21 protein-coding genes, 1 tRNA gene and 1 other RNA gene are annotated in these 26005 nt (G+C 44.9%); 19 read left to right on the top strand and 4 right to left on the bottom strand.

What is annotated here, in order from left to right:
* The first annotated feature begins 7 nt into the window (after positions 1 to 7).
* Complete coding sequence (locus ACN6KS_RS00890) at positions 8 to 1108, top strand: PdaC/SigV domain-containing protein (protein ID WP_280787071.1); 1101 nt, start codon at positions 8 to 10, stop codon at positions 1106 to 1108.
* A gap of 109 nt (positions 1109 to 1217) precedes the next feature.
* A complete protein-coding gene (locus ACN6KS_RS00895) occupies positions 1218 to 1856 on the top strand; it encodes a GDSL-type esterase/lipase family protein (protein WP_280787072.1) in 639 nt (212 codons plus the stop codon).
* Positions 1857 to 1951: 95 nt separating this feature from the next.
* Here the strand turns inward: ACN6KS_RS00895 and clpP are convergent, their stop codons facing one another.
* Both clpP and ACN6KS_RS00905 read right to left on the bottom strand, forming a co-directional pair.
* The gene (clpP, locus tag ACN6KS_RS00900; protein WP_042184034.1) at positions 1952 to 2548 is read right to left on the bottom strand and encodes an ATP-dependent Clp endopeptidase proteolytic subunit ClpP; all 597 of its coding nucleotides are present in this window, start codon (positions 2546 to 2548) and stop codon (positions 1952 to 1954) included.
* Between the two features lie 193 nt (positions 2549 to 2741).
* A tRNA-Arg gene (locus tag ACN6KS_RS00905) sits at positions 2742 to 2816 on the bottom strand.
* Positions 2817 to 3150: 334 nt separating this feature from the next.
* On the opposite strand from ACN6KS_RS00905, the gene ACN6KS_RS00910 reads away from it, so the two are divergent.
* The 13 genes from ACN6KS_RS00910 to ACN6KS_RS00970 all read left to right on the top strand — a co-directional run bounded on the left by ACN6KS_RS00910 (position 3151) and on the right by ACN6KS_RS00970 (position 19455).
* The gene (locus ACN6KS_RS00910; protein ID WP_042123320.1) at positions 3151 to 4203 is read left to right on the top strand and encodes a sugar-binding transcriptional regulator; all 1053 of its coding nucleotides are present in this window, start codon (positions 3151 to 3153) and stop codon (positions 4201 to 4203) included.
* A gap of 102 nt (positions 4204 to 4305) precedes the next feature.
* Positions 4306 to 5316: a type I glyceraldehyde-3-phosphate dehydrogenase gene (gap, locus tag ACN6KS_RS00915; protein WP_036687120.1), complete on the top strand. Its 1011-nt coding sequence runs from the start codon at positions 4306 to 4308 to the stop codon at positions 5314 to 5316.
* A 116-nt stretch (positions 5317 to 5432) separates the two neighbouring features.
* The gene (locus ACN6KS_RS00920; RefSeq protein ID WP_094873189.1) at positions 5433 to 6614 is read left to right on the top strand and encodes a phosphoglycerate kinase; all 1182 of its coding nucleotides are present in this window, start codon (positions 5433 to 5435) and stop codon (positions 6612 to 6614) included.
* A 26-nt stretch (positions 6615 to 6640) separates the two neighbouring features.
* The gene (gene tpiA, locus ACN6KS_RS00925; RefSeq protein WP_060626476.1) at positions 6641 to 7393 is read left to right on the top strand and encodes a triose-phosphate isomerase; all 753 of its coding nucleotides are present in this window, start codon (positions 6641 to 6643) and stop codon (positions 7391 to 7393) included.
* 1 nt (position 7394) lies between these two features.
* Complete coding sequence (gpmI, locus tag ACN6KS_RS00930) at positions 7395 to 8939, top strand: 2,3-bisphosphoglycerate-independent phosphoglycerate mutase (RefSeq protein ID WP_094877730.1); 1545 nt, start codon at positions 7395 to 7397, stop codon at positions 8937 to 8939.
* A gap of 70 nt (positions 8940 to 9009) precedes the next feature.
* Entirely contained in the window at positions 9010 to 10296 is a 1287-nt protein-coding gene (eno, locus tag ACN6KS_RS00935) for a phosphopyruvate hydratase (protein WP_042123330.1), read from the top strand.
* A 212-nt stretch (positions 10297 to 10508) separates the two neighbouring features.
* Complete coding sequence (secG, locus tag ACN6KS_RS00940; RefSeq protein WP_042123332.1) at positions 10509 to 10742, top strand: preprotein translocase subunit SecG; 234 nt, start codon at positions 10509 to 10511, stop codon at positions 10740 to 10742.
* Between the two features lie 343 nt (positions 10743 to 11085).
* Positions 11086 to 13962 carry a ribonuclease R gene (gene rnr / locus ACN6KS_RS00945; protein WP_440962355.1) on the top strand — a complete coding sequence of 959 codons (2877 nt, stop codon included), beginning with the start codon at positions 11086 to 11088 and terminating at the stop codon, positions 13960 to 13962.
* Positions 13963 to 14691: 729 nt separating this feature from the next.
* Positions 14692 to 15171: an SsrA-binding protein SmpB gene (gene smpB / locus ACN6KS_RS00950; protein WP_042123338.1), complete on the top strand. Its 480-nt coding sequence runs from the start codon at positions 14692 to 14694 to the stop codon at positions 15169 to 15171.
* Between the two features lie 198 nt (positions 15172 to 15369).
* Positions 15370 to 15734: a transfer-messenger RNA gene (gene ssrA, locus ACN6KS_RS00955) on the top strand.
* A gap of 253 nt (positions 15735 to 15987) precedes the next feature.
* On the top strand, positions 15988 to 16353 hold the full coding sequence (locus ACN6KS_RS00960; RefSeq protein WP_094874399.1) for a hypothetical protein: 366 nt from the start codon (positions 15988 to 15990) through the stop codon (positions 16351 to 16353).
* Positions 16354 to 16791: 438 nt separating this feature from the next.
* Complete coding sequence (locus ACN6KS_RS00965; protein ID WP_440961121.1) at positions 16792 to 18108, top strand: aminoacetone oxidase family FAD-binding enzyme; 1317 nt, start codon at positions 16792 to 16794, stop codon at positions 18106 to 18108.
* Between the two features lie 30 nt (positions 18109 to 18138).
* Complete coding sequence (locus ACN6KS_RS00970) at positions 18139 to 19455, top strand: NAD(P)/FAD-dependent oxidoreductase (protein ID WP_440961122.1); 1317 nt, start codon at positions 18139 to 18141, stop codon at positions 19453 to 19455.
* A gap of 139 nt (positions 19456 to 19594) precedes the next feature.
* On the opposite strand, the gene ACN6KS_RS00975 is transcribed toward ACN6KS_RS00970, so the two are convergent.
* Positions 19595 to 20584 carry a zinc-binding dehydrogenase gene (locus ACN6KS_RS00975; RefSeq protein WP_440961123.1) on the bottom strand — a complete coding sequence of 330 codons (990 nt, stop codon included), beginning with the start codon at positions 20582 to 20584 and terminating at the stop codon, positions 19595 to 19597.
* A 128-nt stretch (positions 20585 to 20712) separates the two neighbouring features.
* On the opposite strand from ACN6KS_RS00975, the gene ACN6KS_RS00980 reads away from it, so the two are divergent.
* Positions 20713 to 21570, top strand: coding sequence for a LysR family transcriptional regulator (locus ACN6KS_RS00980; RefSeq protein WP_440961124.1), 858 nt, complete (start codon positions 20713 to 20715; stop codon positions 21568 to 21570).
* Between the two features lie 85 nt (positions 21571 to 21655).
* Positions 21656 to 22909, top strand: a complete 1254-nt coding sequence (locus tag ACN6KS_RS00985; RefSeq protein WP_440962356.1) for a mechanosensitive ion channel family protein — start codon at positions 21656 to 21658, stop codon at positions 22907 to 22909.
* Between the two features lie 141 nt (positions 22910 to 23050).
* Here the strand turns inward: ACN6KS_RS00985 and ACN6KS_RS00990 are convergent, their stop codons facing one another.
* Positions 23051 to 23227, bottom strand: a complete 177-nt coding sequence (locus tag ACN6KS_RS00990) for a hypothetical protein (RefSeq protein ID WP_179085866.1) — start codon at positions 23225 to 23227, stop codon at positions 23051 to 23053.
* Between the two features lie 336 nt (positions 23228 to 23563).
* Between ACN6KS_RS00990 and ACN6KS_RS00995 the strand changes: the two genes are divergently transcribed.
* Positions 23564 to 25693, top strand: coding sequence for a pectate lyase family protein (locus ACN6KS_RS00995; RefSeq protein ID WP_440961125.1), 2130 nt, complete (start codon positions 23564 to 23566; stop codon positions 25691 to 25693).
* Between the two features lie 108 nt (positions 25694 to 25801).
* Positions 25802 to 25975, top strand: a complete 174-nt coding sequence (locus ACN6KS_RS01000) for a hypothetical protein (RefSeq protein ID WP_341133520.1) — start codon at positions 25802 to 25804, stop codon at positions 25973 to 25975.
* The last annotated feature ends 30 nt before the right edge of the window (positions 25976 to 26005 follow it).

Consider the following 26005-nt stretch of genomic DNA (forward strand, 5'->3'; position numbering starts at 1 on the left):
AAACAAGATGATGAATATCTCAAAAGAAATCGTACGCAAATGGGGCATAGGTTTGATGTCGGCGGGGTTATTGCTTGGTGGAGGATTACTGCCTAGTGATACGGGTTATGCAGCGTCTGATCAGGCGAAGAGCAAGGCTAATGCTTCAAGTATAGTATTAAAGGCGAACGGGGTGATTTCGCAGCAGACAGGTATTGTGCAGGAAGGGAAGGTCTGGATCCCAATTACCTTTATGCGTGATGTGCTGGGATTACCTCTCACTTATGATAAAGAAGAAAATGCATACACGATTGGAAAAGGGACGGCTAAAGCCAAGTTAACGCTATCTAGTTTTGGTACTTCTATCTGGGTGAACAACTATTACATTCGGGAATATGAAGGAAAGCTAATAAACAATCGTCTCTATGTTCCATCCGGTCTCTTAAATGATTATTTGGGCTATAAAGTGGATTGGACTCTAGGCTCTAGTAAGCTGAACGTGATGAACAGACCACAGAACGCATTGACAGTAACCACTGAGACCTATGCTAAAGATCGAAAAGAGGCTTTAATCCAGCTTGATTATCCGAAAATTAGTGGACTGAGTCAATCCGCTGCGCAAAAGGCCATGAACGATACCTTGAAAGAAAGTGCCATGAGATTCGCCGCAGGGGCAGAGCAGGATATCTCCAATCGTTCTGGGTCAGAGCCCAAGTATACTTATGATATAGATTATGTAGTGACCTACAATCAGAATGGTGTGATTAGTTTGCTGATGTCACAGTATAGCGATACGGGCGGGGCTCATGGCATGACCAACCGGGAGGCGTTTACCTTCTCGCTCAAGGATGGCAAACGTCTATTGCTGGGCGATCTTTTTGGTGCTAACCCAAACTACAAAAAAACGTTAAATGCTAAGTTGAACAAGCTGGTAAAAGCGGAGGAAAGTTATTTGGGAGGATTCAACGGATTGAATACGGAAAAGTATTTTTATCTGAAGGATGATCAGGTCGTTCTGTTCTTCCAATTGTACGAATACACAGCATATGCTGCGGGGTTCCCCGAATACCCCTTTACTTTCAAAGAACTGTTGCCGGAAGGCGGTAGCCCATTTGCTGCTGTAAAATAAATAGAGAATTCGTAACCGCTAGTGCCACCACTGGACATCTCCCCCTTACCAGAATCACCTCGAATTCATATGCTAAATGGAGTAACTAGTTTATGAACGGGGGAGAGCTATGAGCTATCAATACACTGCAATTGGCGATTCCTTGACGACTGGATTTGGCGCTCTGCCAGGTAACGGTTTTGTACCGGTGTACCGTAGAATGGCGGAAGGGAGACTGCGTTCTAATGTAGCCTCTACGAATTTGGGCGTGAATGGATTGACTACTTCTGAACTGGAACAGCGGCTACGGGGGAGTGCAATGACTCGCGAAGCCATTCGAGCAGCCGACATTATCACGCTATCCATCGGTGGCAACGATTTAATTCATGCTGCAAAGGCTGCAGCTAGACAACCTGGGAATTTATCTAAAGAGCTGGGAAGATCACTGCAGGAATGCAAACAAAATTTCGCTGTCATTATGAGTATTCTCTTCCAATTGAAAGCGGGGGCACGTAGACCTTATATCATTCGAATTGTGGGATTGTATAATCCCTATCCTCAGGTAGTAGGCGCTACAGAGTGGGTGAAGCAGTTTAACCGCTATGCATCGCAGTATAGTAGCCGAGTAGTTGGATTTGCTTCTATTTATGGTGAGTTTGCAGGAAATGAGAGAGGCCTTTTATCGTTTGACCACTTACATCCTAATGGCCGAGGCTACCGTGTGATTGCTGAGAAACTCAATGCGCTTGGTTATGGTGGTTTGATTTAATTGAGATTCATTTGTAATGGGGGTCTGAAAAGCAAAGAGGCTGTGCACTAGCCATCAAGTGGATAGTGTACAGCCTCTTTGTGTTGTTTTATAGCTTACACACCGCTAGGCAGTGTTTTCTCGATGACTTTATCAACGATACCGTAAGCTGCCGCGTCTGCAGCAGTCATGAAGTAATCACGATCTGTATCCTTCTCAATACGTTCCAGGGGTTGACCCGTACGTTCTGCAAGAATGCGATTCAGCTTATCGCGCAATTTGAGGATACGGCGAGCACGGATTTCGATATCCGTTGCTTGACCTTGAGCACCACCCAGAGGTTGGTGAATCATGATCTCACTGTTAGGAAGTGCGAAGCGTTTGCCTTTAGCACCAGCGTTAAGCAGGAAAGCTCCCATGGAAGCTGCCATACCGACACAGATGGTGGAAACGTCTGGCTTAATGTACTGCATTGTATCAAAAATAGCCATACCTGCAGTGATGGAACCACCAGGGCTATTCACATAAAGGTGAATGTCCTTCTCAGGATCTTCGGCAGCCAAGAACAGCATTTGTGCGATGATAGAATTGGCTACCACGTCATTAACCTCCGTTCCAAGGAAAATGATGCGGTCCTTCAGCAGGCGGGAATAGATGTCATAAGCGCGCTCACCGCGGTTGCTCTGTTCTACTACCATAGGAATATAACTCACGTGGAAAACCTCCTTGATATTGGTTCTTCAAATGTATTCATTTTTACTCTTGCCGTATTACCCACATGATAAACAAATTCAAACAAAAAGTCAAAGAAAGTCAAACTTATATTCAAAAAAAAGAGCCGACATGCGGCTCTTTGGTTAAGTAGTAGTATAGGCACTACTAAATTATGTACAAAAGTGAAATTAATGGCGCGCCCGCCAAGAATCGAACTTGGATCTCAGGCTTCGGAGGCCTACGTCATATCCATTGGACCACGGGCGCAACAAAAATGATTATAATATAATTCCTGAGCAATTGCAATGAATTTAATAATACAGAGCAGGACACTATCCTTTTTCTTAAAGGTAGACAAGCTTATATTCGTTTTCACTCAGAGATAGAATCTGGATAGTTAATGACAGGTTTTAGGTGCTTTAACTCTTTCCCAATCTTATAAATGTATAAGAAGACAAGCGCTTGAGAATTCTACTCTCGGAAGACTTGCACTTCGAGCAATATTTGGTTAGAATATGAGTGGGACTTAAAAAGTTTACCCGGGACATTTTGAGACCATGAACAAGGGAATAGAGGAAGACGAAGTTGCAGGAGTGAAAGCATGCGTAATTTATTAGATATCCAAAAGCAGCTTCTGCCTGATCTCATGGAAACCCTTAAGAGACGGTACACGATTCTTCATCAGATCATGCTGTCCGATATCATTGGACGCAGAACGCTTGCCGCTTCGCTTGATATGACTGAGCGGGTACTGCGTGCCGAGACGGATCTTCTGAAATCGCAAGGGCTCATTGAGATCGAGAGCGTTGGTATGCGCATTAGCGCTGCTGGGCGCAGACTGCTTGATTTGCTAGAGCCGGTCGTTAAGAGCCTGTTTGGTCTGGATGAGCTGGAAGAGAAAATTCGGGCAACATACGGTCTGGATAAAGTCATTGTGGTGCCGGGTGATTGTGAGTCATCACCATTCACCAAACGTGAGCTTGGCCGCGCAGGTGCAAAAGCGCTGCTCAGTGTCCTCCGTACAGATGATATTGTTGCTGTCACAGGTGGATCAACGCTTGCCGATATGGCTGATCAACTGACACCGCCGTTATCCCTTTCCTATAAGAACGCCTGGTTTGTTCCAGCGCGTGGCGGATTAGGAGAGAGTATGGAGATTCAAGCCAACACGATTGCCTCTACAATGGCAAAACGGGTTGGAGCGAATTACCGGTTGCTGCATGTCCCTGATTTACTTAGTGGGGATGCCTATCAGTCATTAGCACTTGATTCTAATATTGGAGAGATTGTACAAATCATCCGCAGTTCGCGTATTATTGTACATGGGATTGGGGATGCCATTGAAATGACTCGCCGCCGCAAGCTGGATGAGGCTACTGTCTCAGAAATCCAGGGTGAGGGAGCAGTGGCAGAATCCTTTGGATATTATTTTAATGAAGATGGTCAGGTTGTGCATACGATGCTTACGATGGGATTACGTCTAGAAGATATTGTTCGGACGGAAACTGTCATCGGTATTGCCGGAGGCAAGCCAAAGGCCAAAGCTATTCATGCCATGCTGCGTTTCGGGCAGGAGAATATTCTCGTCACGGACGAGGCTGCTGCTGTGGAAATAGGCAAGGAGATTGACAATCAGTTACAGATATCGTCGTAACTTACTAGAACATATATCTTGCATTATACTTAACATTGTTGTCATGACAGGCTTCACGGTCTGTTTTGAATAAATAAAACGAATTCTAGGAGGAACTATTCAATGAGTGTAAAAGTTGGAATTAACGGATTTGGACGTATTGGACGCCTTGCTTTCCGCCGTATTCAAAATGTAGAAGGTATCGAAGTGGTAGCAATCAACGACTTGACTGACGCTAAGATGCTTGCTCATTTGCTTAAATATGATACAACTCAAGGTAAATTCCAAGGTGATGTTGAAGTTCATGATGGCTTCTTCAAAGTCAATGGTAAAGAAGTTAAGGTTCTTGCTAACCGCAACCCTGAAGAATTGCCATGGGGCGACCTAGGCGTTGATATCGTACTTGAGTGCACAGGTTTCTTCACAACTAAAGAAGCAGCTGAAAAACACTTGAAAGGTGGAGCTAAGAAAGTAGTTATCTCCGCTCCAGCTACTGGCGACATGAAAACTGTCGTTTACAACGTTAACGATGACATTCTTGATGGTACTGAGACTGTTATTTCCGGCGCATCTTGCACTACTAACTGCCTAGCTCCAATGGCAAAAGTATTGAACGACAAGTTCGGTATCGTTGAAGGCTTGATGACTACAATTCACGCTTACACTGGCGACCAAAACACTTTGGATGCTCCACATGCTAAAGGTGACTTCAGACGTGCTCGTGCAGCAGCTGAGAACATCATCCCTAACACTACTGGTGCTGCTAAAGCAATCGGTCTGGTTATTCCAGAACTTAAAGGTAAATTGGATGGTGCAGCTCAACGTGTTCCAGTTGCAACTGGTTCCCTCACTGAGCTTGTAACTGTTCTTGATAAGAGCGTTACTGTTGAAGAAATCAACGCAGCTATGAAAGCAGCTTCCGATCCAGACACTTATGGTTACACTGAAGATGAAATCGTATCTTCCGACATCAAAGGTATGACTTTCGGATCCCTGTTCGATGCTACACAAACTAAAGTATTGACTGTTGGCGACAAACAACTGGTTAAAACGGTTGCTTGGTATGACAATGAAATGTCCTACACTGCACAATTGGTTCGTACTTTGGAGAAATTCGCTAAAATCGCTAAGTAATTGACTTGATATAAGCAACATCTATAGAGCGGAAACAGAAGTTCCTTGTTTCCGCTCTTTCTAAATGTATTTCTTGTTTCCTGCTAGAAACAATATGGGGTGTGGAGGAATTAATCATGAACAAAAAGAGCGTCCGTGATGTAGAAGTAAAGGGTAAACGCGTATTTGTACGCGTGGATTTCAACGTGCCTGTAGAAGACGGTAAAATTACTGATGATACTCGTATCCGCGAAACACTTCCAACTATTAAATATTTGATTGAGAACGGTGCAAAGATCATTCTTGCAAGTCACATGGGTCGTCCTAAAGGCCAATTCGTAGATTCCATGCGTTTGACTACTGCTGCTGAACGTCTGTCCGAGCTTCTTGGCAAACCAGTAGCTAAAGCTGACGAAGCTGTTGGTGAAGCTGTAAAAGCAAAAATTGCTGAGCTAGGAGAAGGCGACGTACTTGTACTTGAGAATGTTCGTTTCTACCCAGGCGAAGAGAAAAACGATCCTGAACTGGCTAAACAATTTGCTGAACTGGCTGATTTGTTCGTTAACGATGCGTTTGGTGCGGCTCACCGTGCTCATGCATCGACAGAAGGTATCGCTCATTTCCTACCAGCTGTATCCGGTCTTTTGATGGAGAAAGAATTGTCTGTTCTGGGTAAAGCTCTTTCTAACCCTGAGCGTCCTTTCACTGCAATCATCGGTGGTTCGAAAGTGAAGGACAAAATTGACGTGATCGACAACCTGCTGAATTTGGCAGACAATGTCTTGATCGGTGGCGGTCTGTCCTACACCTTTACCAAAGCATTGGGATTTGAAATCGGTATTTCCCTAGTGGACAACGATAAATTGGGAACTGCTCTTGAATTCATTGAGAAAGCCAAATCGCTTGGTAAGAACTTCTTGCTTCCAGTTGACGTCGTGGTAGCCGATAAATTCGGTGCGGATGCCAACACGCAAATCGTTCCTTTCAATGAAATCCCAGAAGGCTGGGAAGGTCTTGATATCGGACCGAAAACCCGTGAGCTTTATGCAGATGTGATCAAAAACTCCAAGCTAGTTGTCTGGAATGGACCTATGGGTGTATTTGAAATTGATAAATTCGCTGAAGGTACAATTGCAGTAGCAAAAGCTTGTGCAACTACTGAAGGTTATACTGTTATTGGTGGCGGAGATTCCGCAGCAGCAGCAGAGAAATTCCACCTGGCTGATCAAATGGATCATATTTCAACTGGTGGCGGTGCATCCCTTGAGTTCATGGAAGGCAAGGCGCTTCCTGGCGTAGAAGCACTGAACGATAAGTAAGACCCAAGAAGGAGGCAACTTAAGTCATGAGAACACCAATTATCGCAGGAAACTGGAAGATGTTCAAAACAGTTCCTGAAGCAGAAAGCTTTATTGCTGACATCAAAGGCAAAGCAGAAGTAGAAGGCGTTGAGACTGTAATCTGCGCTCCATTTACTAACCTGCCTGCACTTGTAGCAGCTGCAAAGGGTACAGACATCAAGATTGGCGCACAGAACCTGCACTTTGAAGATAACGGTGCTTACACTGGAGAAATCAGTGGTGTAATGCTTAGCGATCTCGGCGTAGACTATGTAATCATTGGTCACTCAGAGCGTCGTGCTTATTTTGGCGAAACAGATGAAATCGTGAATAAGAAAATGCATGCTGCATTCCGTCACGGTATCACTCCAATCGTATGTGTTGGCGAAAAGCTCGAAGAGCGTGAAGCTGATCAAACTAAAGCAGTATGTAAAGTACAAACTGAAGCTGCATTCCAAGGACTTAGTGCCGAGCAAGCAGCAAAAGTTGTCATTGCATACGAACCTATCTGGGCTATTGGCACAGGTAAATCATCCACTTCCCAAGATGCTAACGAAGTTATTGCTTACATCCGCAGTCTTGTAAAAGATTTGTATGATGCAGCAACAGCTGAAGCTGTTCGTATTCAATACGGCGGCAGCGTGAAGCCTGAGAATGTAACTGAGTACATGGGCCAAAGCGACATCGATGGTGCGCTTGTTGGCGGTGCCAGCTTGCAGCCTGCTTCCTTCGTTCAATTGGTTGAGGGGGCGAAGTAAGATGTCAGCTCCAAGACCTGTAGCTTTGATCATCATGGATGGTTTCGGTTTGCGTGGAACCTCTGAAGGTAACGCCGTTGCTCAAGCTAACAAACCTAACTATGACCGTTACTTGAAACAATATCCTAATACTACCCTTACTGCTTGTGGTGAAGCTGTTGGTCTTCCAGAAGGCCAAATGGGCAACTCTGAAGTAGGGCACTTAAATATTGGTGCAGGACGGATTGTATACCAGGATTTGACTCGTATCGATAAATCGATCCGTGAGGGCGAATTCTTCGATAATGAAACACTGGTAGCCGCAGTTAGAAATGCTAAGAACACAGGTAAAAAGCTTCATCTTTACGCGCTTGTATCCGACGGAGGGGTACATAGCCATATTAATCACCTGTTTGCTATGCTTGACCTGGCTAAGAAAGAAGATATGCACGAAGTGTATATCCACGCTTTCATGGATGGCCGGGACGTACCTCCAGATAGTGGTAAGAAGTTTGTTCAAGATCTGGTTGCTAAGATTGAAGAGGTTGGAGTAGGTACAATTGCTACGGTATCCGGGCGTTATTACGCAATGGACCGTGACAAACGTTGGGATCGTGTAGAAAAAGCCTATCGTGCTATGGTTTATGGCGAAGGACCGAAATACACGGATGCTCTGCAAGCTATCACTGCATCTTATTCAAATTCCGTGTTCGACGAATTCGTTGAACCTAGCGTAATTGTAGACAGTGAAGGCAAGCCGGTAACGGCAGTAGAGAGCGGCGATTCCGTCGTGTTCCTCAACTTCCGCCCTGACCGTGCTATTCAGTTGTCACAAGTGTTCACGAATCAAGATTTCCGTGGTTTCGAACGGGGTCCTTTGTTCCCGCAAGACTTGCACTTCGTATGCCTGACTACTTTCAGTGAAACGGTACAAGGTTATGTAGCCTATTCACCGAAGAACCTGGATAACACATTGGGTGAAGTACTTGTGCAACAAAACAAGAAGCAACTGCGCATCGCGGAAACTGAGAAATATCCGCACGTAACGTTCTTCTTCAGTGGTGGACGTGATGAGGAGCTTCCAGGAGAAACTCGTATCTTGATCAACTCTCCTAAAGTAGCAACCTATGATCTTCAACCTGAGATGAGTGCTTACGAAGTGGCTGCAGCCTGCGTAGCAGAAATTGAAGCGGAAAGACAGGATGCTATTATCCTTAACTTTGCAAACCCTGATATGGTTGGACACTCCGGAATGCTGGAGCCAACAATCAAGGCTGTAGAGGTAACTGATGAGTGTGTAGGTAAAGTAGTGGACGCAGTAGTTGCCAAGGGTGGCGTTGCGATCATTATTGCCGATCACGGTAATGCAGACATGGTGTTTGATGAGAACGGTCGTCCGTTCACAGCTCATACCACTAACCCGGTTCCGTTCATCCTTACGGATGAAAATGTTGTATTGCGCGATCGCGGTATCCTTGCCGATGTAGCACCAACCATTCTGGATCTGATGGGACTTCCGCAACCTGCTGAAATGACCGGTCAATCCATGATTGCTAGTCGCAAATAAGGAAACAATACCTAAGATTCAAGCTTTAACAATTAAAAACCAAAACATTGTTTAAAGGAGATTAACTAAAATGACTATTATTTCTGATGTATATGCTCGCGAAGTCCTTGACTCCCGCGGTAACCCAACTGTAGAGGTTGACGTTTATCTTGAATCCGGTGCTAAAGGCCGCGCTATCGTTCCTTCCGGCGCTTCCACTGGTGCTCATGAAGCTGTAGAGCTTCGTGATGGCGATAAATCCCGTTACATGGGTAAAGGCGTTCTTAAAGCTGTTGAGAACGTAAATGAAATCATTGCTCCAGAAGTTATCGGTATGGACGCTCTTGATCAGGTGGGCATCGACAAATTGATGATTACTTTGGACGGAACACATAACAAAGGTAAATTGGGCGCTAACGCAATCCTAGCAGTATCCATGGCCGTAGCTCGCGCAGCTGCAGCAGCATTGGATATTCCTTTGTATGTATACCTGGGCGGATTCAACGCTAAAACTCTTCCAGTACCAATGATGAACATCATCAATGGTGGTGAGCATGCAGATAACAACATCGATGTTCAAGAGTTCATGGTTCTTCCTGTAGGAGCTCCAAGCTTCAAAGAAGCTCTTCGTACAGGTGCTGAAATTTTCCACAACTTGAAATCCGTACTTCAATCCAAAGGCCTGAACACTGCTGTGGGTGACGAAGGTGGTTTCGCACCAAACCTTGGTTCGAATGAAGAAGCTATCACTACAATTATCGAAGCTATTGAAAAAGCTGGTTACAAACCAGGCGTTGACGTATTCTTGGGTATGGACGTTGCTTCCACTGAGTTCTACAAAGACGGTAAATACACACTTGCTGGCGAAGGTAAATCTTACACTTCCGCTGAGTATGTTGACCTTCTTGCTTCATGGGTTGAGAAATACCCAATCATCACAATCGAAGACGGTATGTCCGAAGACGACTGGGATGGTTGGAAATTGCTTACTGAAAAATTGGGAGACAAAGTTCAATTGGTTGGTGACGACTTGTTCGTTACAAACACTGAGCGTCTTGCAACAGGTATCGAAAAAGGTATCGGTAACTCCATCTTGGTTAAAGTTAACCAAATTGGTACATTGACTGAAACTTTCGATGCTATCGAAATGGCTAAACGTGCTGGTTACACAGCTGTTATCTCTCACCGTTCCGGCGAATCCGAAGATAGCACAATCGCTGACATCGCTGTTGCGACTAACGCTGGTCAAATCAAAACGGGTGCTCCTTCCCGTACAGACCGTGTTGCTAAATACAACCAATTGCTTCGCATTGAAGACGAGTTGGGTGAATTGGCTCAATACAACGGCCTGAAATCCTTCTACAACCTTAAAAGATAATCTGCTTTTATAGCAGAGTACGAAGACCCGCCATTATGGCGGGTCTTTTTTTGAATAGCTGTTTATTCTAATCTTTCAAGAAAAGCTACGACTTAACAGCCTAGGCTGTTGTATTAACGGCATTGCTATGATAAAATAAGAATACTGTTTATGTATCGTGATAACCTCAATTACCATAGATAGTGATGCTTAGGCGTAGGAGGTGGAAGTGAATGGATATCTTTTTGAAAGTTGTGCTCCTGATTTTTTCCGTCGGTCTTATTGCGGTCGTTCTTCTGCAAAAGGGGAAAAGCGCGGGTCTTTCCGGTGCCATCTCCGGCGGTGCTGAGCATCTCTTTGGTAAAACAAAAGCTCGTGGTATGGAACTTGTACTACAACGTGTAACTGTTGGACTTGCTGCAGGATTCTTCATTATGGCAATTCTAGCTGCTGTTTTCATTGACTAAAGTACCTACAGTAAGCCCTCGCTCTGTTCTGAATGGAATGGAGTGAAGGCTTTTTTGTTATAATTAAAAGGAGAAGCACCTGTTGGTGCTTTTCTTTTCATAGTAGTAAGAATAAAGAATTCGGCACGAAAAGCATCATAAAGAAGACTTTCTTTTTCGGTGGAGTGAAATTTTGTACTGCATTTACCTTTGGATGACAGTAACAGGGATGCGCAGGATTGATTTCGTGTATACTAGGGTATGAAGTAGGTAAAGGTAAAATTTACTTGGCATTACTACAGAGCAGGACAAGACATACATATTTGCCAGCGGCTTGGAGCCGCGGAGGGTTGGGGTGACGAACATGATAACACAAGAAATATTACTCGATTTCATGCGGGAAACTGCATATAAACCAATGACTTATGAAGAGCTGGTGAGCCATTTTGCTCTAGAAGATAGCACAGGGTTTAAAAAGTTCGAGGAACTACTAATTGAATTAGAGCAGGACGGAAGAATTGTATTAACTCGAAATGCACGTTATGGCGTGCCGGAACGAATGGATTTACTGCGAGGCCGGTTACAGGCTCATGCGAAAGGCTTCGCTTTTCTTATCCCGGATGATCGTGATCATCCTGACGTATATATCCATGCGAATGATCTTAAGGGAGCTATGAATGGAGATATCGTCCTAATCCGTATTACTTCTAAAAGTCCGTCCGGCGGACGTATGGAAGGTGAAGTTGAACGTATTGTAAAACGAGGCGTATTGCAGACAGTTGGCGTATTTCAAAACTTGGAGACCTATGGTTTTGTGCTGCCTGATGATAAACGGATTAACCGTGATATTTTTATTCCAAAGCAATCCTTCATGGGAGCGGTAGACGGCCAAAAGGTCGTTGTGCGCATTGTTAATTATCCAGAAGGCCGATCAGCGGCAGAGGGTGAAATTATTGAAATCCTCGGACATAAGGATGATCCGGGAGTTGATATTCTATCTATTATCCGTAAGCATCAGCTGCCAGAGGCCTTTCCCGCTGAAGTGATGAACGAAGCGGACAACGCTCCGGAATCCATCACAGAAGAGGAAATTGCTGAGCAGGGACGACGCGATTTGCGTGGACTGAACATTGTCACGATAGATGGCGAAGATGCTAAAGACTTGGATGATGCGGTTAATGTTCAGCGGCTGGAGAATGGGCATTACAAGCTAGGCGTGCATATTGCGGATGTAGGTTATTATGTGCGTGAGAGCTCTGAGCTCGATAAAGAAGCCTATGATCGGGGCTGTAGTGTGTACTTGGTCGATCGGGTCATTCCGATGCTGCCTCATCGTTTGTCTAACGGGATTTGCAGTTTGAATCCACAGGTAGACCGCTTAACGATGTCCTGTGAGATGGAATTTAACGAACACATGAAAGTCGTGAAGCACGATGTCTTTACAAGTGTGATTCGCACCAAGGAAAGAATGACTTATTCCAATGTCCGCAAAATTTTGGAGGATGAAGATCCAGAATTGCTGGAGCGCTATAGTCCATTAATTGATGATTTCCGTCTCATGAAAGAATTGGCGATGAAGCTGCGTGATGCGCGGATGCGGCGGGGCGCGGTTGATTTTGACTTTGAAGAGAGCAAAATCATCGTAGATGAGAACGGCAAGGCTGTAGATATTGTGAAGCGTGAGCGTTCTGTAGCTGAGCAAATTATCGAGGAATTTATGCTCGCGGCGAATGAAACAGTCGCGGAGCATTTTCACTGGTTGAAGGTTCCGTTCCTTTACCGGATTCATGAAGATCCGGATCCAGAGAAGCTGCAGAATTTTATGGCTTTTGCAGCTAATTTCGGATATCACGTGAAGGGACGTGGCAATTCGGTTCATCCACGTGCTTTGCAGGATCTGTTGGAGCAAATCCAAGGGACTAAAGAACAGACCGTTATTAGCACAATGATGTTGCGTTCCATGAAGCAGGCGAAATATGATGCGGAGAGCACAGGCCATTTCGGACTGGCTGCGGAATACTATTCCCACTTCACTTCGCCGATTCGCCGTTACCCCGATCTGGTCATTCACCGCGTAATGCGTGAAGTGATTGAGAATGGAGGGGCGCTGAGCCAGAAACGGCATGATTATTTGGCCGGCCGGATGCCTGATATTGCTCAGCAGTCCTCGGAGCGTGAGCGTGTAGCGGTAGAAGCAGAACGCGATACAGAGCAGCTGAAGAAAGCTGAATATATGCAGGATAAAGTAGGCGAGGAATTCGAGGCAATGGTCAGCAGTGTGACCAGCTTCGGAATGTTCATCGAGCTGGACAATACTGTCGAAGGCCTTATTCGTCTCAGCGCTATGAGCGACGATTATTATCACTTCGACGAAGCGCATATGGCGCTCATTGGCGAGCGCACATCGCGGGTGTTCCGCATTGGTGACGAGGTGAAGATTCGAGTCGCCAAGGTAAATATGGATGACCACACGATCGATTTCGAGTTGGTCGACATGAAGCCACGCGCGCCAGGTGAACATCGCGGCGGTGGCTTTGGAGGCGGCCGCGGTGGCAAGGGCGGCCGTGGGGCTGGTGGCGGCTTCGGCAAGCCAGCCGCTGGGGGTAAGGCCGGCGGCGGCAAGGGCCGCGGCGGTAAAGGCAAGCCCGGCGCTGTTGTAGGCGCGGGCAAGAGCAAGCCGGGCGCTGGTGTGCGCGCCGGCGAAGGGCCGCGCGAAGCGGCCGGTGTTGCACCGGGCGGACGCGGAAAGCGGAAGCGCGGGCGTGATACCGGCGAGGATGCGAGCCGGGTAGTGGCGGCGCCGGGCGGAAGCACCGGCGCAGAGCGCGGAGGCGAAGCCGGCAACGCAGGCGCGCCGCGTGAGCGCAGCGGCGGGCGAGGCCGCGGCGGTGACAACGGCGGTGCCGGTGGTGGACGCGGCATTAGCTTCGGCTTTGGCTCCGGCAAAGGCGGATATGGCGCTCCTGCGTCTGACTCTTCCGGCGGCGAAGTCCGCGGTCTGGACGGCAGCACGAAGTTCCGTAGCCGTGAGGACCGCGGTGGTAACTTTGGCGGTGGAGAAGGCCGTGGCGGTGCTCCAACAGGTAAAGGTCGCCGGAAAAAGAAGAACAAAAGCGGTGTGTTCATCGGTCAATCCGTGACACCGGGCAACGTTCAGACGTCGGAACAAGCCGCTTCTAAACGTAGCGATACTACAGGCAGCGCTCCAGACGGAGCTCCTCGTAAGAGAAAGAAGAAATAAATAACGTTATTGGACTGCGTTACGTAGCTCTATGACACAAGATTAAGCACTGTCTCCTTTGAGGGGGCAGTGCTTTTTTAATTTTTTTTCGCTGCTCAAGTGTGAAAGTCTCGTTTCTGAACGAGACTATTGGTTTCCATAAGTTGTTAAGTAATAGCCTGAAGAAGCTATGAGACAGCGTCATTTTGTGACTTTGACACTTGGATTGGAGCGAAGTAACCAGTGTTATAACGATGCTTATTTTTTGATTGCATAATGTGCAGTTAAAATTCCGGTGTTTCAGTAGAGATTGAGTTAATTGCACTTTGTACAACTAAATCTGATCAGTATCTTCAAAACCGCATGTTTTCGAGTTTTTAACTGCAGAAAGTACAACTAAACAACCATCGAGCGTCTAAATATATTAAATAGATGTATAAAGTGCATTTATGTAGCTTTAGCGTAGCGTCGGAGGGAAAGAGTGAATAGAAAAGGGTATGAGTTGACTGGGATGTGTGAATAAAGAAACACAAACGTATTTTTACAAACAAATGTAATTAAAGTTAACTATTGGGTAAACTTACTGACAACTAGTTGTCAAAATGGCCGAGAAAGGATTACCTGATCCTTCCTTGCGCACAATCGATTCCATTTGTTACAATATAGATCAGACGTTCGATGACTATGTCGTTTAAGATTAGAGAGACATGGTTACTTTAACTTATGAATATGATTCAAGGAGTGATTCTCATGGGTAAAAAAGCAGACGGGAAAGTACTTGCCCAGAACAAAAAAGCTTCCCATGATTATTTTATCGAGGATACTTATGAAGCTGGCTTGGTGCTGACAGGTACAGAGATCAAGTCGCTGCGTAATGGCCGCGCTAATATTGGAGATGCTTTTGCTACGATCCGTAACGGTGAGATTCACATTCACAACATGCATATCAGCCCGTTTGAACAAGGTAATCGTGCTAACCCTACGGACCCGACGCGTACTCGTAAATTGCTGATGCATAAGGAGCAAATTCATAAACTGCTGGGCTTGTCCAAGCGAGATGGATTTACGATTGTGCCACTCAAGGTTTATGTGCGAAATGGCTATGCGAAGCTGTTAATTGGTCTTGGTAAAGGTAAGAAAGAGTACGATAAACGTGACTCTGCTGCTAAGCGTGATGCTCAGCGTGATATCCAGCGTGTATTGCGTGAGAAGCAAAAGATCGCCAGATAATCTAGGAAGAATGGACGATTCAAATGAGTACCAGTTTCCACCTTCAATTCCTTTAACCCACGTGTTAAAGTATTGATAAATGTGATATACTGAGTAAGTAAGATTATTGCTTCGTTACAGACTTCTTCAAGAAGAAGCTGTGGATTGGATCTCTCTTGCTTGGAAGATCCGCTTGATCCGAAGCGCCCTTTTTAATGAGGGGCCGTTCTTGGATTCGACGGGGGTAGTTCGAGCATGAGTAGCGAGTAGTGGGGACGCGTCCGCTTCATCAACGCTAAAGCCTATTAAACGGCAAACAACAAAACAACTACGCTTTCGCAGCCTAAGAAACTGCGCGCGTGCTTCTACCCTGCATCGCCCATGTGACAGGGATAGGGGCTAACAAGTAGTGGGATACGCCGTCTGGTCTCCGCCTGGGGTCAACGGAAGAAGATAATCAGGCTGACCCAACGTATAGCCGGTTACGGGGCGATACTCGGGTGACATCAAAACTGTGACTACACTCGTAGAAGCTTATGTGCCGTTATCTTCGGACAGGGGTTCGACTCCCCTCGGCTCCATAAGAAAAACCCGCTGAATTAGCGGGTTTTTTGCTGTTTAGTGCTTGGATTGTACACCGAATCTAGACAAGGAGTTATGGGGAACTAAATGTTTTCATTATTGCAGACCTATTGTCTACATCTTGAATAAGATCATTCACTTTGAAGTTAATAATTAATGGCACATTTTCCGAAACTACATCTATAAGAACTCGAATTGATATAAAATTATGGTATTAAGCATCCAAAAAGAAAAACATTCGGAGGAATTACTATCATGAGCTTTACTATTGATTATGTTAAAAACAAAAACAGAATTATTGTAACATCGGACGGTATGGATGTTGAGGATGCCCTTGCGTATGCGGAACAATTTCCGAAAGTACTGAAGAAAACTAAGCGAGGGTTTACAGGTATGACTGTAATTACTGGTGGCCTGGTATTTAAGCAAGAAGTGTTGGCAATTCTTGCTCCAACTAGTGAAGAAGCTGTCAAAGCTGGAATCTCTACAAAACACAAATGGGTGTATGTTGCGCCTACCTCGTTCTACAAAGCGCAAATGTATCGTATGTTTAAAGATATTGCAAACTTGTATGAATCGATAGAAGAAGCTGAAACGTATCTTAATTCTGCAGGGAATTAGTATATGGAGTATCAGCGAAAGACACCTTGAAGGGTGTCTTTTTTCATTCTAACGGAAGTTTCGGACAATACGTGGCGGTTAAACGGCTTATCCTTAGACTGTTCTGGGGCTTGCTGTTAGTGGATACAGTAGCAATATCAGCATGACTCACTTACTAGGGGGTATGAAGACGACGGGTGAAGGTACGGTGATTATTAATACTAATATATTCTCATACGTGAATCTGAAAGAATTGTTTAAACGCATGCTCTCTTTCTTTATATGCTGCGTTGTCTTTTTATTTTGATATAATTAATTATTGAGTTTAAGGTATATACAATAGTGGAAAAATAGGGATATAGAGCATTGCCTCGCGAACGGTATACCTATAGATAAAGGATTTAATAGTTACTTAATGCTATAATATTTATTTAGAATAAGAAATAGGGTGAGATCATCATGAATCAATTTCAAAGTACCCACCATAAGCTGTTAATTATCGGCGCGGGTGCTGCCGGACTAATGGCCGCTGTTACTGCGCGTGATATGGGTATCGATACTGCCATTCTGGAGAGCAACGACCGGATTGGAAAGAAGATATTAATGACAGGTGATGGCCGCTGCAACATTACGAATGATTCCACTGCGACGGGTACGGATGAAGCGGTCGCTTTGTCGCGTAAGTACCACAGTAATCAGGCTGGATTTCCATTGGCGGTATTACAGCAATTTGGCATTCGTCAAACCATTGATTTTTTCTCCTTGCTCGGGCTTCCGCTTACAAGATTGAAGGAGGGCTTGATGTATCCGATGTCGCTGCAAGCTGCAGCGGTGCAGGATATTTTTCAGCTTGCGCTGGAGGATCGGAATGTTCCGGTATACCTCAAGAACAAAGTGTTGGATGTTACTGTTTCGACGAATCATCCGCGCTTCACGATAAAATGCCAAACGGAAACAGAGGAGGGGGAGGTACAAGAGGTTGTTTATACCAGTGAATATCTATTTCTCTGTGCGGGTGGCCTTACCGGTCCAAATGCGGGAAAAGAACCTCCTGGTTATACGCTTGCCGAACGTCTGGGGCACTCCCTGGTCGAGCCTTTGCCAGCCATTGTGCAATTGAAGCTAAAGTATCCGAATATGAGGGCGCTGACCAGTATCAAATTTCAGGGACAAGCCCATATCTTTGTAAATGGTAAAAACATTCTCAGTGCATCTGGTGAGATTGCTTTCACGGATTATGGCATTTCTGGTCCGGCAGCTCTCCAGCTAAGCAGGGTAGCTTCTTATCATCTCGCAAGAGGAGAGAATGTGACAGTATCGGTTGATCTGATGCCGGACCGCACGGAGGAAGAGCTAGTTAATTTTTTGGAAATGCTCTGGGAGACCTTTGGACACCGGACTGTTGCAGATTCTCTTGTGGGTATCTTCAACAAGAAGTTGGTTTCTGTCCTGCTGAAGGAGGCAGGCATCGACCAGCAGCCACAGCTACTTTGCCAGGATCTATCGATGAAAACCAAGAGGACATTTTATCGAATCTTGAAGCGTTGGGAATTTAAAGTGACGGATACCAATGGCTTTACGAATGCGCAAGTGACAGCTGGTGGCATCGATACGACTGAACTAATCGAGGGAACGCTGGAATCCAAGTTAGTGCCTGGTCTTTATTTGGCTGGCGAAGTGATGGATGTGGACGGAGATTTCGGCGGCTATAATCTGCAATGGGCATGGAGTTCCGGATATGTGGCCGCGATGGCGCTAGCTAAGCAAATTCAATAAATTTATAGGAAAAGGGATGCATCAATTAACATGTATGAGGATCAGACTTCTAAGCACCACGAACTGTTCATTATTGGTGGAGGTGCTGCAGGTCTAATGGCTGCAGTTACGGCAAGGGACCAAGGTATTGATACTGCAATTATTGAGAGCAATGACCGGCTTGGGAAGAAAATAATAACGACGGGTAACGGGCGTTGCAACATTACGAACCAATCCACCGCCACCGGTACGGATGAAGCGGCCGCTTTATCACGCAAGTATCACAGTAATCAGGAAGGATTCCCAATACATGTATTGCGGCAATTCGGTGTCCGCCAAACGATCGAATTTTTCTCCTCGCTCGGGCTTCCTTTTGTAAGCTTGGAGAATGGCCGGATGTATCCGATGTCGCTGCAGGCGGCTTCGGTGCCGGGTGTATTTAAGCTGGCGCTGGAGGATCGGAATGTTCCCGTATATTATAAACATAAGGTGTTGGATATTATCGTTTCGGAGGAACATCCGCGCTTTACGATTAAATGCCAAACGGAGACAGAGGAGCTAGTCGAGTATACCAGCAAATACCTCTTTTTATGTACGGGGGGTCTTACTGCTCCGAAAACGGGAACAGATGGATCCGGTTATACGCTTGTCGAACGGCTGGGACATACTATGATTCATCCTGTGGCAGGCATTGTGCAATTGAAGTTAGATTATCCGTATTTGAAGGAACTATCTGGCATCAAATTCGAGGGATTAGGTCATATTATCGTAAACAATGAAGTCATCCGCAGTGAATATGGTGAAATTCTGTTCACGGACTATGGCATCTCGGGCCCGCCAATACTTCAGCTAAGCAGGAAGGCTGCGTATAATCTCGGAAGAGGAGAGTCCGTGACATTGTCGGTTGATATGATGCCGGAACGTACGGAAGAAGAGGTAATTGATTTTCTGGAAACACACTGGGCGATCTTCGGGCACCGGACAGTTGCGGACGCCTTTATCGGCATCATCAGCAAGAAGTTGATTCCGGTTCTGCTGAAGGAAGCGGGAATTGATCAACAGGTTCACCTGCTCTGTGAGGATTTATCGTGGAAAACTAAGAAAATATTTTATCGACTCATGAAGCGTTGGGAATTTATAGTGGCCGATACCAATAGCTTCACGAATGCACAAACAACAGCTGGTGGGATCGATACGACTGACCTAGTTGAAGGAACGTTGGAATCTAAGATTGTACCTGGGCTTTATTTGGCAGGTGAGGTGATGGATGTCGATGGTGATTGCGGCGGCTATAACCTGCAATGGGCCTGGAGCTCAGGCCATGTCGCTGCAATGGCGCTTGCTAAACGACGTGCCAGCACCACATAAGAGGATAGATGGTTGCTGACCTTGATACGTTGCGGTGGAATACTTGCATGCACTTGAACGCACGGCGGCTAATGAATTTGCCACGCCACGGCTCTGCTCCGTTTGGAGTAAGTAAAGACACCTTGTGAGGTGTCTTTTTTCAATCAATTCTTATTCCAATATTCCCAGACTGCTCCCCCTGTTGCATTCGCTGAAAGGCTTGAAGGGTGTCTTGTAAAGGATACACACTATCAATGATAGGGTATATCGAGTGGAGTTCCATAAATTGAAGCATCGCAACAAACTCCTCACTGCTTCCCATTGAGGTGCCGATGATACTAATTTGGGGGTAAAATATGGATCGTACTGCTAATTCCATTCGATCTCCTGAGCTTGCCCCAAATGTAACGATCCGGCCATTTGGCTTAATGATATCAAAGTACTGTTGGAACGTCGCTGGCCCGATACTATCCAGGATGAGATCCACTGTTTCTCCTTTCATACTTTCCTTCCAATCACTATGACTGTCAAAGGCATGATCTGCCCCATGTGCAAGAGCAACTAGCCTTTTTGTTTCACTTCGTGATGTGACACTGACTCGTGCACCCGCTGCTGAAGCCATAAGCATGGCATAAGTAGCCACACCGCCACCAATGCCTGGAATAAGGATATGTTCACCTTGCTGTAATCGGCCTCTCGTAAACAAAGCCCGATAGGCTGTCAAGGCAGACAAGGGCAACACGCCCGCTTCTTCCCAAGACAAATAAGCTGGCTTGCTGATGGCATTTTGCGCAGGGATGATGATAGACTCGGCAAATGTACCATCTGAAGGGCCGCCCACTATGGCCGGAACGTTCGGGACATCTTGGGTGATTTCCCATCCGATACACGGATTAATGATTACATCGGTACCTACTGTAAGTGATGTTACGCCTTCACCTACCGCTTCAATTATACCCGCCCCATCAGAGCCCATAATTAGGGGAGCATCCTCATTTGTTCGATCCGCCATGAGAAATAAGTCTCGATGATTTAACCCTGCGGTTTTCAGCCTTACTTTTACTTCGCCGAAGCCCGGCTGTTTGTCAACAACGTCTTCATATGTCAGGCTCTTCAAGCCGTTCATCCCAGCATGTACGATTGCTTTCATCCTAATCCTCCAGTAATTCGTATTTCAATGAATCTATATTGAATTGTACAGAGTGGGAATCATACAGTAAAATGAACAAAACCGAATGTGAGTATCATAAATGATCATACCAAGCAGGTGACATAGAAATGGAAAGCGGAGATTTAAGAATATTTCAGGCTGTGGCTCGAGAGGGGAGCATAACCAAGGCTGCGCAAATGTTGAACTATGTACAGTCTAATGTGACGACTCGAATTCAGTATCTTGAGGCTCAGTTGAAAACACCCCTTTTTCGGAGATCCAATCGAGGAATGACGCTAACTTTGGCTGGCGAGAATTTACTGGGATATGCGGATAAAATACTGACTCTGATGGACGAGGCTGTGAAAACTACACAATACTCGGACCATCCTGCAGGGCCTCTTCGGATAGGCTCCATTGAAGCGACAGCAGTCATTCACCTGACTCCTCTATTGGCCGAGTATCAATCACGATATCCGGATGTTAATTTATCGCTCACTACGGGTGTGACACATGCGCTCTTACAAAAGGTGTTGGATTACGAGCTTGATGGAGCGTTCGTCTATGGTCCTGTTGATGAGCCAGATATAGAACATATCTCGGCCTTTGAAGAGGAGTTGGTGTTGATCTCTGAGCCGGGACAAAACGAAATGTATGAGCTACTCATGAAACCGATGTTGTTCTTTGACGTTGGATGTACGCATCGGGCAAAAGCAGAGAGTTTTCTGAGAGGCACTGGCCTGACCACTTATCAGATTATGGAATTTGGCACATTAGCAGTTATTCTAGATGGCGTTTCCTCTGGACTTGGTGTGTCTATGCTGCCACAGTCATCGATTGCCAAGGCGGAAGAACAGGGCATAATCACTTCCCACCGTTTGCCTGAAGAGTATCGAGATTTGCAGGTATGGTTTGTGCATAGACATGACACAATTTACTCAAGCGCGTTAACCAGGTTAATACAATTAGTTGAAACTAGACAATAAGTTCACCCGCAACGATCGATACGTCGAATGTTAGTGCTAGACCATTTCATCAAACAATTTAAGTAACACGCAGCAGGAGGAAATGATGAATTTTATAAAAGATCAACTAGCAGGATACGGTGTAAGCGAACAAATGACAGGTTATCTTTCGAATATAATCATGGTCTTATTTATAGCACTACTCTCTGTACTGGCCAATTTAGTAGCCAAAAAAATCGTGCTGAAGATAATTATTCATTTCATTAGTAAGGATCGGTATGCATGGGATAATATCGTTTTGGAGAAAAAAGTGTTTCACAAGCTGTCGCATCTCGCGCCAGCCTTCATCATTTATTTTTCTGCGTCTATCTTTCCGCTATATCAGGCTTTTATTGAAAAATCCGCCTTAACTTATATGATTATCGTAACTATCACGGTGTTTAATGCACTGCTTAATGCCATCGATGCTATTTATCGCTCATTCGAGGTCTCCAAGATTAGACCGATCAAGGGGTACATTCAGGTTGCAAAGATTATTCTATTTATCATTGGTGTTATTGTGGTGATCTCTAACCTCATTGGTCAGAATCCATTGATTATACTTAGTGGGTTAGGTGCATTATCAGCTGTTTTTATGCTGATTTTCAAAGATTCTATATTGGGCTTGGTGGCAGGTGTCCAATTATCATCTAATGATATGGTGCGTGTAGGTGACTGGATCGAAATGCCTAAATATAATGCGGATGGTGATGTAATTGACATTACATTGAATACGGTAAAGGTTATGAATTTCGATAAAACAATCACCATGATTCCTAGCTACGCCCTTATTTCAGACTCGTTCAAAAACTGGAGGGGCATGCAAGTATCTGGCGGCAGAAGGATTAAACGAAGCATTCATATCGATACAAGCAGCATATGCTTTTGTACAAAAGAAATGATGGAGGAATTCCAGAAGATTCACTACCTTTCCGATTTTATAAGGGCAAGATTAAATGAAATTAGCATTTATAATATCGAACATCAAATCAATACGGAGAGTAAAGTAAATGGAAGACATCTCACGAATGTTGGTGTATTCAGAGAATATATCCATGAATATCTGAGGAATCATCCAAAAGTTCATAAGGATATGACACTGATCGTCAGACAGCTAGCGCCAGAGGATAATGGACTGCCCTTAGAAATCTACGCGTTTAGCAATGATACTAACTGGGTGGTGTATGAATCGGTTCAAGCTGATATCTTTGATCACATTTTTGCAGTTGTACCGATATTTGGGCTTCGTGTCTTCCAAAACCCGACGGGCCATGATATCGCTCGCTTAAAAGAAAGCAAAGAGTATTCATCAGGATACTGAAGATAAAAATGATTTGCAGGAGAAGGCATTTCTTAATATCAGTAAAAAAGCGACCATCGTGGTCGCTTTTTTACGTTTTTTTCATTTTGGAAAGGATCATAAAACGTACAATTTATTGGGGTTCGGACATAGCTGAAGACTCTAATGGAAGTTCCCAGATTCATTTTCTGAGAATTTGCCATCGCTGTCATGCAGAGCTTGTTTGCGGCGATCATTACGGGCTTGCTGCTGCTGTTGGGCTTCCAGGCTGTTTACGGGCGTGGCTTCCAGTTCTTTTACTGTGTTGATTAGATTCTTATCTGGTTGATTTGCACTCAATTGAAAGCTCCTCCCTTGTTTATCTAATGGTTGTGATTTTTATTATGTGCTGGCTACTGTGTGGCTATTCGTGTTGTATTTTCACAAGAGCCCAGGATACATTGCTGAAAGTACGAGTGTATCAATGCTCTGTCCTATAATCATTAACTCAGAATACTGTTATATGTGAAAAATATGAGCAAATGATTGTATCGGAACTGATTTCTGTTCTGATATGTTGAGGATGTTTTAGTCCCATAAAATGTAATATTTTCAGGAGGTGAAAAGGAAACTTTATATCTTCTTGCAAGCGGTTACAATTCTATCTGCAACAAATTAGAATCAGGAGGGAATAAAATGAAAAAAAGTATTGCCAAGGTAATCAGTATTGGTGTGTTGTTTTCTCTTGCACTTTCTTTGATAGCAGGTGGATGGACAAATACAGTAGTGCATGCTGCTGGTCTTTCGATAACAGGCAGTGGAGGCTGGAATGAAGCGGCATATGTGGAATGGTCACCTGTAAGTAATGCGACAGGATATAACGTATATGTTAAACAGGCAAGCGCATCAGATTCGGGGTACCAACAGATTGATAATGAATTGATCCGCAAATATTCTTCCTATTGGAGAGCGGATGCTGTAGGGCTTGCAGCTGGAAGTTATGTAATGAAGGTTGAAGCTACCCTGTCGGGGGGAGGAGCGGCAAGTGCAGTATCAAATACGTTATCCGTAACGTCATATGATCGATCTGGATTTTCTTTTTCGGCAAGCTCGCCATTTGGTACGGGTTCGGGTGCTTATAATGAGAATGGAACCCTCAGGAATGGTGCTCAAGTGCTTTATATAACATCTCAGAATGCGAAAACCGTAACACTTGATGTGAAAATCAACAGCTCAGGTGCTGTACAAACTGGCGTTGGTCTTGGTAGTATCTTGGCTCTGAGACAAAAGGGTTATGATACAACCCCACTTGCCATCCGAATTATCGGTAAAGTTACAGCTGCTGACCTGAGCGGACAGCTTAACAGCAGTGGATATCTTGAAGTCAAAGGTAAAAATAATTATTCGGAAATGAATATTACAATCGAAGGTATCGGAAAAGATGCTTATGCATACAGTTGGGGGTTGCTGCTTAGATATGTTGGTAATTTGGAAGTAAGAAATCTGGGTGTGATGTTATTTCCTGACGATGGCATTTCAATGGACACAGGCAATGCGAATGTATGGGTGCATAATAATGATATTTTCTATGGATCCGCAGGGAGCGATGCAGACCAAGCCAAGGGTGACGGATCTACGGACCTCAAAAAAGGATCGACGTACATTACCATCTCGTATAATCACTACTTTGATTCCGGAAAGGCTGCTCTAGTCGGACTTAGTGAGTCTGCAGAATTCTTTGTTACCTTCCACCATAACTGGTTCGATCATTCGGACTCTCGTCATCCGCGGATCAGAGTGGCCTCTGTTCACGTCTATAATAACTTCTATGATGGAGTCTCGAAATATGGTGTCGGCGTTACAACCGGAGCTTCGGCTTTTGTGGAATCCAATGTTTTTAGAAATACTAAAGACCCAATGCTTAGTTCTTTACAGGGTACAGATGCTTTAGGTGAGGGTACGTTCTCGGGTGAAAATGGAGGTGTGATTAAAGCTTATAACAATCTAATTGTTGATGCTTCAAGTCTTATCTACGCTAACTCCAATACAGGGACAGCTCCTGCTAATACAGCCTCATTTGATGCCTACTTAGCCTCGTCGAGAAATGAATCCGTCCCAGGCTCATACAAAGCATTAAAAGGCGGAACAGCATATAATAACTTCGATACGAGCGTCCAAACCGGAGTGAACGTATCGAATATTGATAACGTAAGCAATGTAGAACAGGTTGTTACGGCAAAAGCCGGACGTCTGAATGGCGGAGACTTCACATGGGCATTTAATGATTCCGTGGATGATGCATCGTATGCGCTGAATACAGCGCTGATGTCTGCAATCAGAAGCTACACAACGGGGCTTGTCTCTGTAGGGGGCAATTCAAACCCAACAAGTCCGACTCCAACAGCTACTCCTGTGCAAACAGCAACACCATCTCCAACAATAACACCAACACCTGTACCTACAACGACACCAGCGGGCACGCCAGTGCCTTCAGCGGGAGCAACCTTGCATAACTTTACCACTGATGGAACAACGAGCAGCTTCTTTAATATTCAGGGGAATCTCTCAACCAGTAAGGGAAATGTGACATATCAGGGTTCAACCCTAACCCAATGTCTAAAAATTGAGAGTGCAACCAGTATTCAGTTCACAGCTGCTAAAGCTTCAACCCTAACCCTAGTGTTCAACACAGAAGGAACCAAAATCAAAGTGGATGGAACGAGTTATCCTATAACGAATGGCATTGCCACTGTCTCCATTACGGCGGGCGCACATATCATAACGAAGGATAGTACGGCGAATCTGTATTATATGAAGTTGGAATAGATAGTTTTATAAAATAAAAGCTGCTAACGATATTGTGATATGCTCCCATCATAGTAGACAGTAGAAAAAACAAAAACTTCTACTGCTACAATGATGGGAGTTTTTCTAATGTCTAAAAGATCTTCAGGACAATCGCGTCGCAAAAAGCCTGAAGAAGAACTAGATGAGCATGAACGTCTGAAGCTACGGATTAAAGAGCTAGAAGCGCGAAATGAATACCTAGAGATGGAGAATGACTTCGCAAAAAAGTTGGCGGAGATCAAGCGACGAAATACATGCTAACGCTCGTTCGGCAAGTGAACTTGTATCAAG

It is taken from the genome of Paenibacillus nitricinens, from assembly GCF_052056485.1.
GTDB classification, from domain to species: Bacteria; Bacillota; Bacilli; order Paenibacillales; family Paenibacillaceae; genus Paenibacillus_AQ; species Paenibacillus_AQ nitricinens.

Coding starts and splice junctions, on each gene's coding strand:
- ACN6KS_RS00890 (WP_280787071.1), top strand. CDS start 8: ATGATGAATATCTCAAAAGAAATCGTACGCAAATGGGGCATAGGTTTG.
- ACN6KS_RS00895 (WP_280787072.1), top strand. CDS start 1,218: ATGAGCTATCAATACACTGCAATTGGCGATTCCTTGACGACTGGATTT.
- ACN6KS_RS00910 (WP_042123320.1), top strand. CDS start 3,151: ATGCGTAATTTATTAGATATCCAAAAGCAGCTTCTGCCTGATCTCATG.
- gap (WP_036687120.1), top strand. CDS start 4,306: ATGAGTGTAAAAGTTGGAATTAACGGATTTGGACGTATTGGACGCCTT.
- ACN6KS_RS00920 (WP_094873189.1), top strand. CDS start 5,433: ATGAACAAAAAGAGCGTCCGTGATGTAGAAGTAAAGGGTAAACGCGTA.
- tpiA (WP_060626476.1), top strand. CDS start 6,641: ATGAGAACACCAATTATCGCAGGAAACTGGAAGATGTTCAAAACAGTT.
- gpmI (WP_094877730.1), top strand. CDS start 7,395: ATGTCAGCTCCAAGACCTGTAGCTTTGATCATCATGGATGGTTTCGGT.
- eno (WP_042123330.1), top strand. CDS start 9,010: ATGACTATTATTTCTGATGTATATGCTCGCGAAGTCCTTGACTCCCGC.
- secG (WP_042123332.1), top strand. CDS start 10,509: ATGGATATCTTTTTGAAAGTTGTGCTCCTGATTTTTTCCGTCGGTCTT.
- rnr (WP_440962355.1), top strand. CDS start 11,086: ATGATAACACAAGAAATATTACTCGATTTCATGCGGGAAACTGCATAT.
- smpB (WP_042123338.1), top strand. CDS start 14,692: ATGGGTAAAAAAGCAGACGGGAAAGTACTTGCCCAGAACAAAAAAGCT.
- ACN6KS_RS00960 (WP_094874399.1), top strand. CDS start 15,988: ATGAGCTTTACTATTGATTATGTTAAAAACAAAAACAGAATTATTGTA.
- ACN6KS_RS00965 (WP_440961121.1), top strand. CDS start 16,792: ATGAATCAATTTCAAAGTACCCACCATAAGCTGTTAATTATCGGCGCG.
- ACN6KS_RS00970 (WP_440961122.1), top strand. CDS start 18,139: ATGTATGAGGATCAGACTTCTAAGCACCACGAACTGTTCATTATTGGT.
- ACN6KS_RS00975 (WP_440961123.1), bottom strand. CDS start 20,584: ATGAAAGCAATCGTACATGCTGGGATGAACGGCTTGAAGAGCCTGACA.
- ACN6KS_RS00980 (WP_440961124.1), top strand. CDS start 20,713: ATGGAAAGCGGAGATTTAAGAATATTTCAGGCTGTGGCTCGAGAGGGG.
- ACN6KS_RS00985 (WP_440962356.1), top strand. CDS start 21,656: ATGAATTTTATAAAAGATCAACTAGCAGGATACGGTGTAAGCGAACAA.
- ACN6KS_RS00995 (WP_440961125.1), top strand. CDS start 23,564: ATGAAAAAAAGTATTGCCAAGGTAATCAGTATTGGTGTGTTGTTTTCT.
- ACN6KS_RS01000 (WP_341133520.1), top strand. CDS start 25,802: ATGTCTAAAAGATCTTCAGGACAATCGCGTCGCAAAAAGCCTGAAGAA.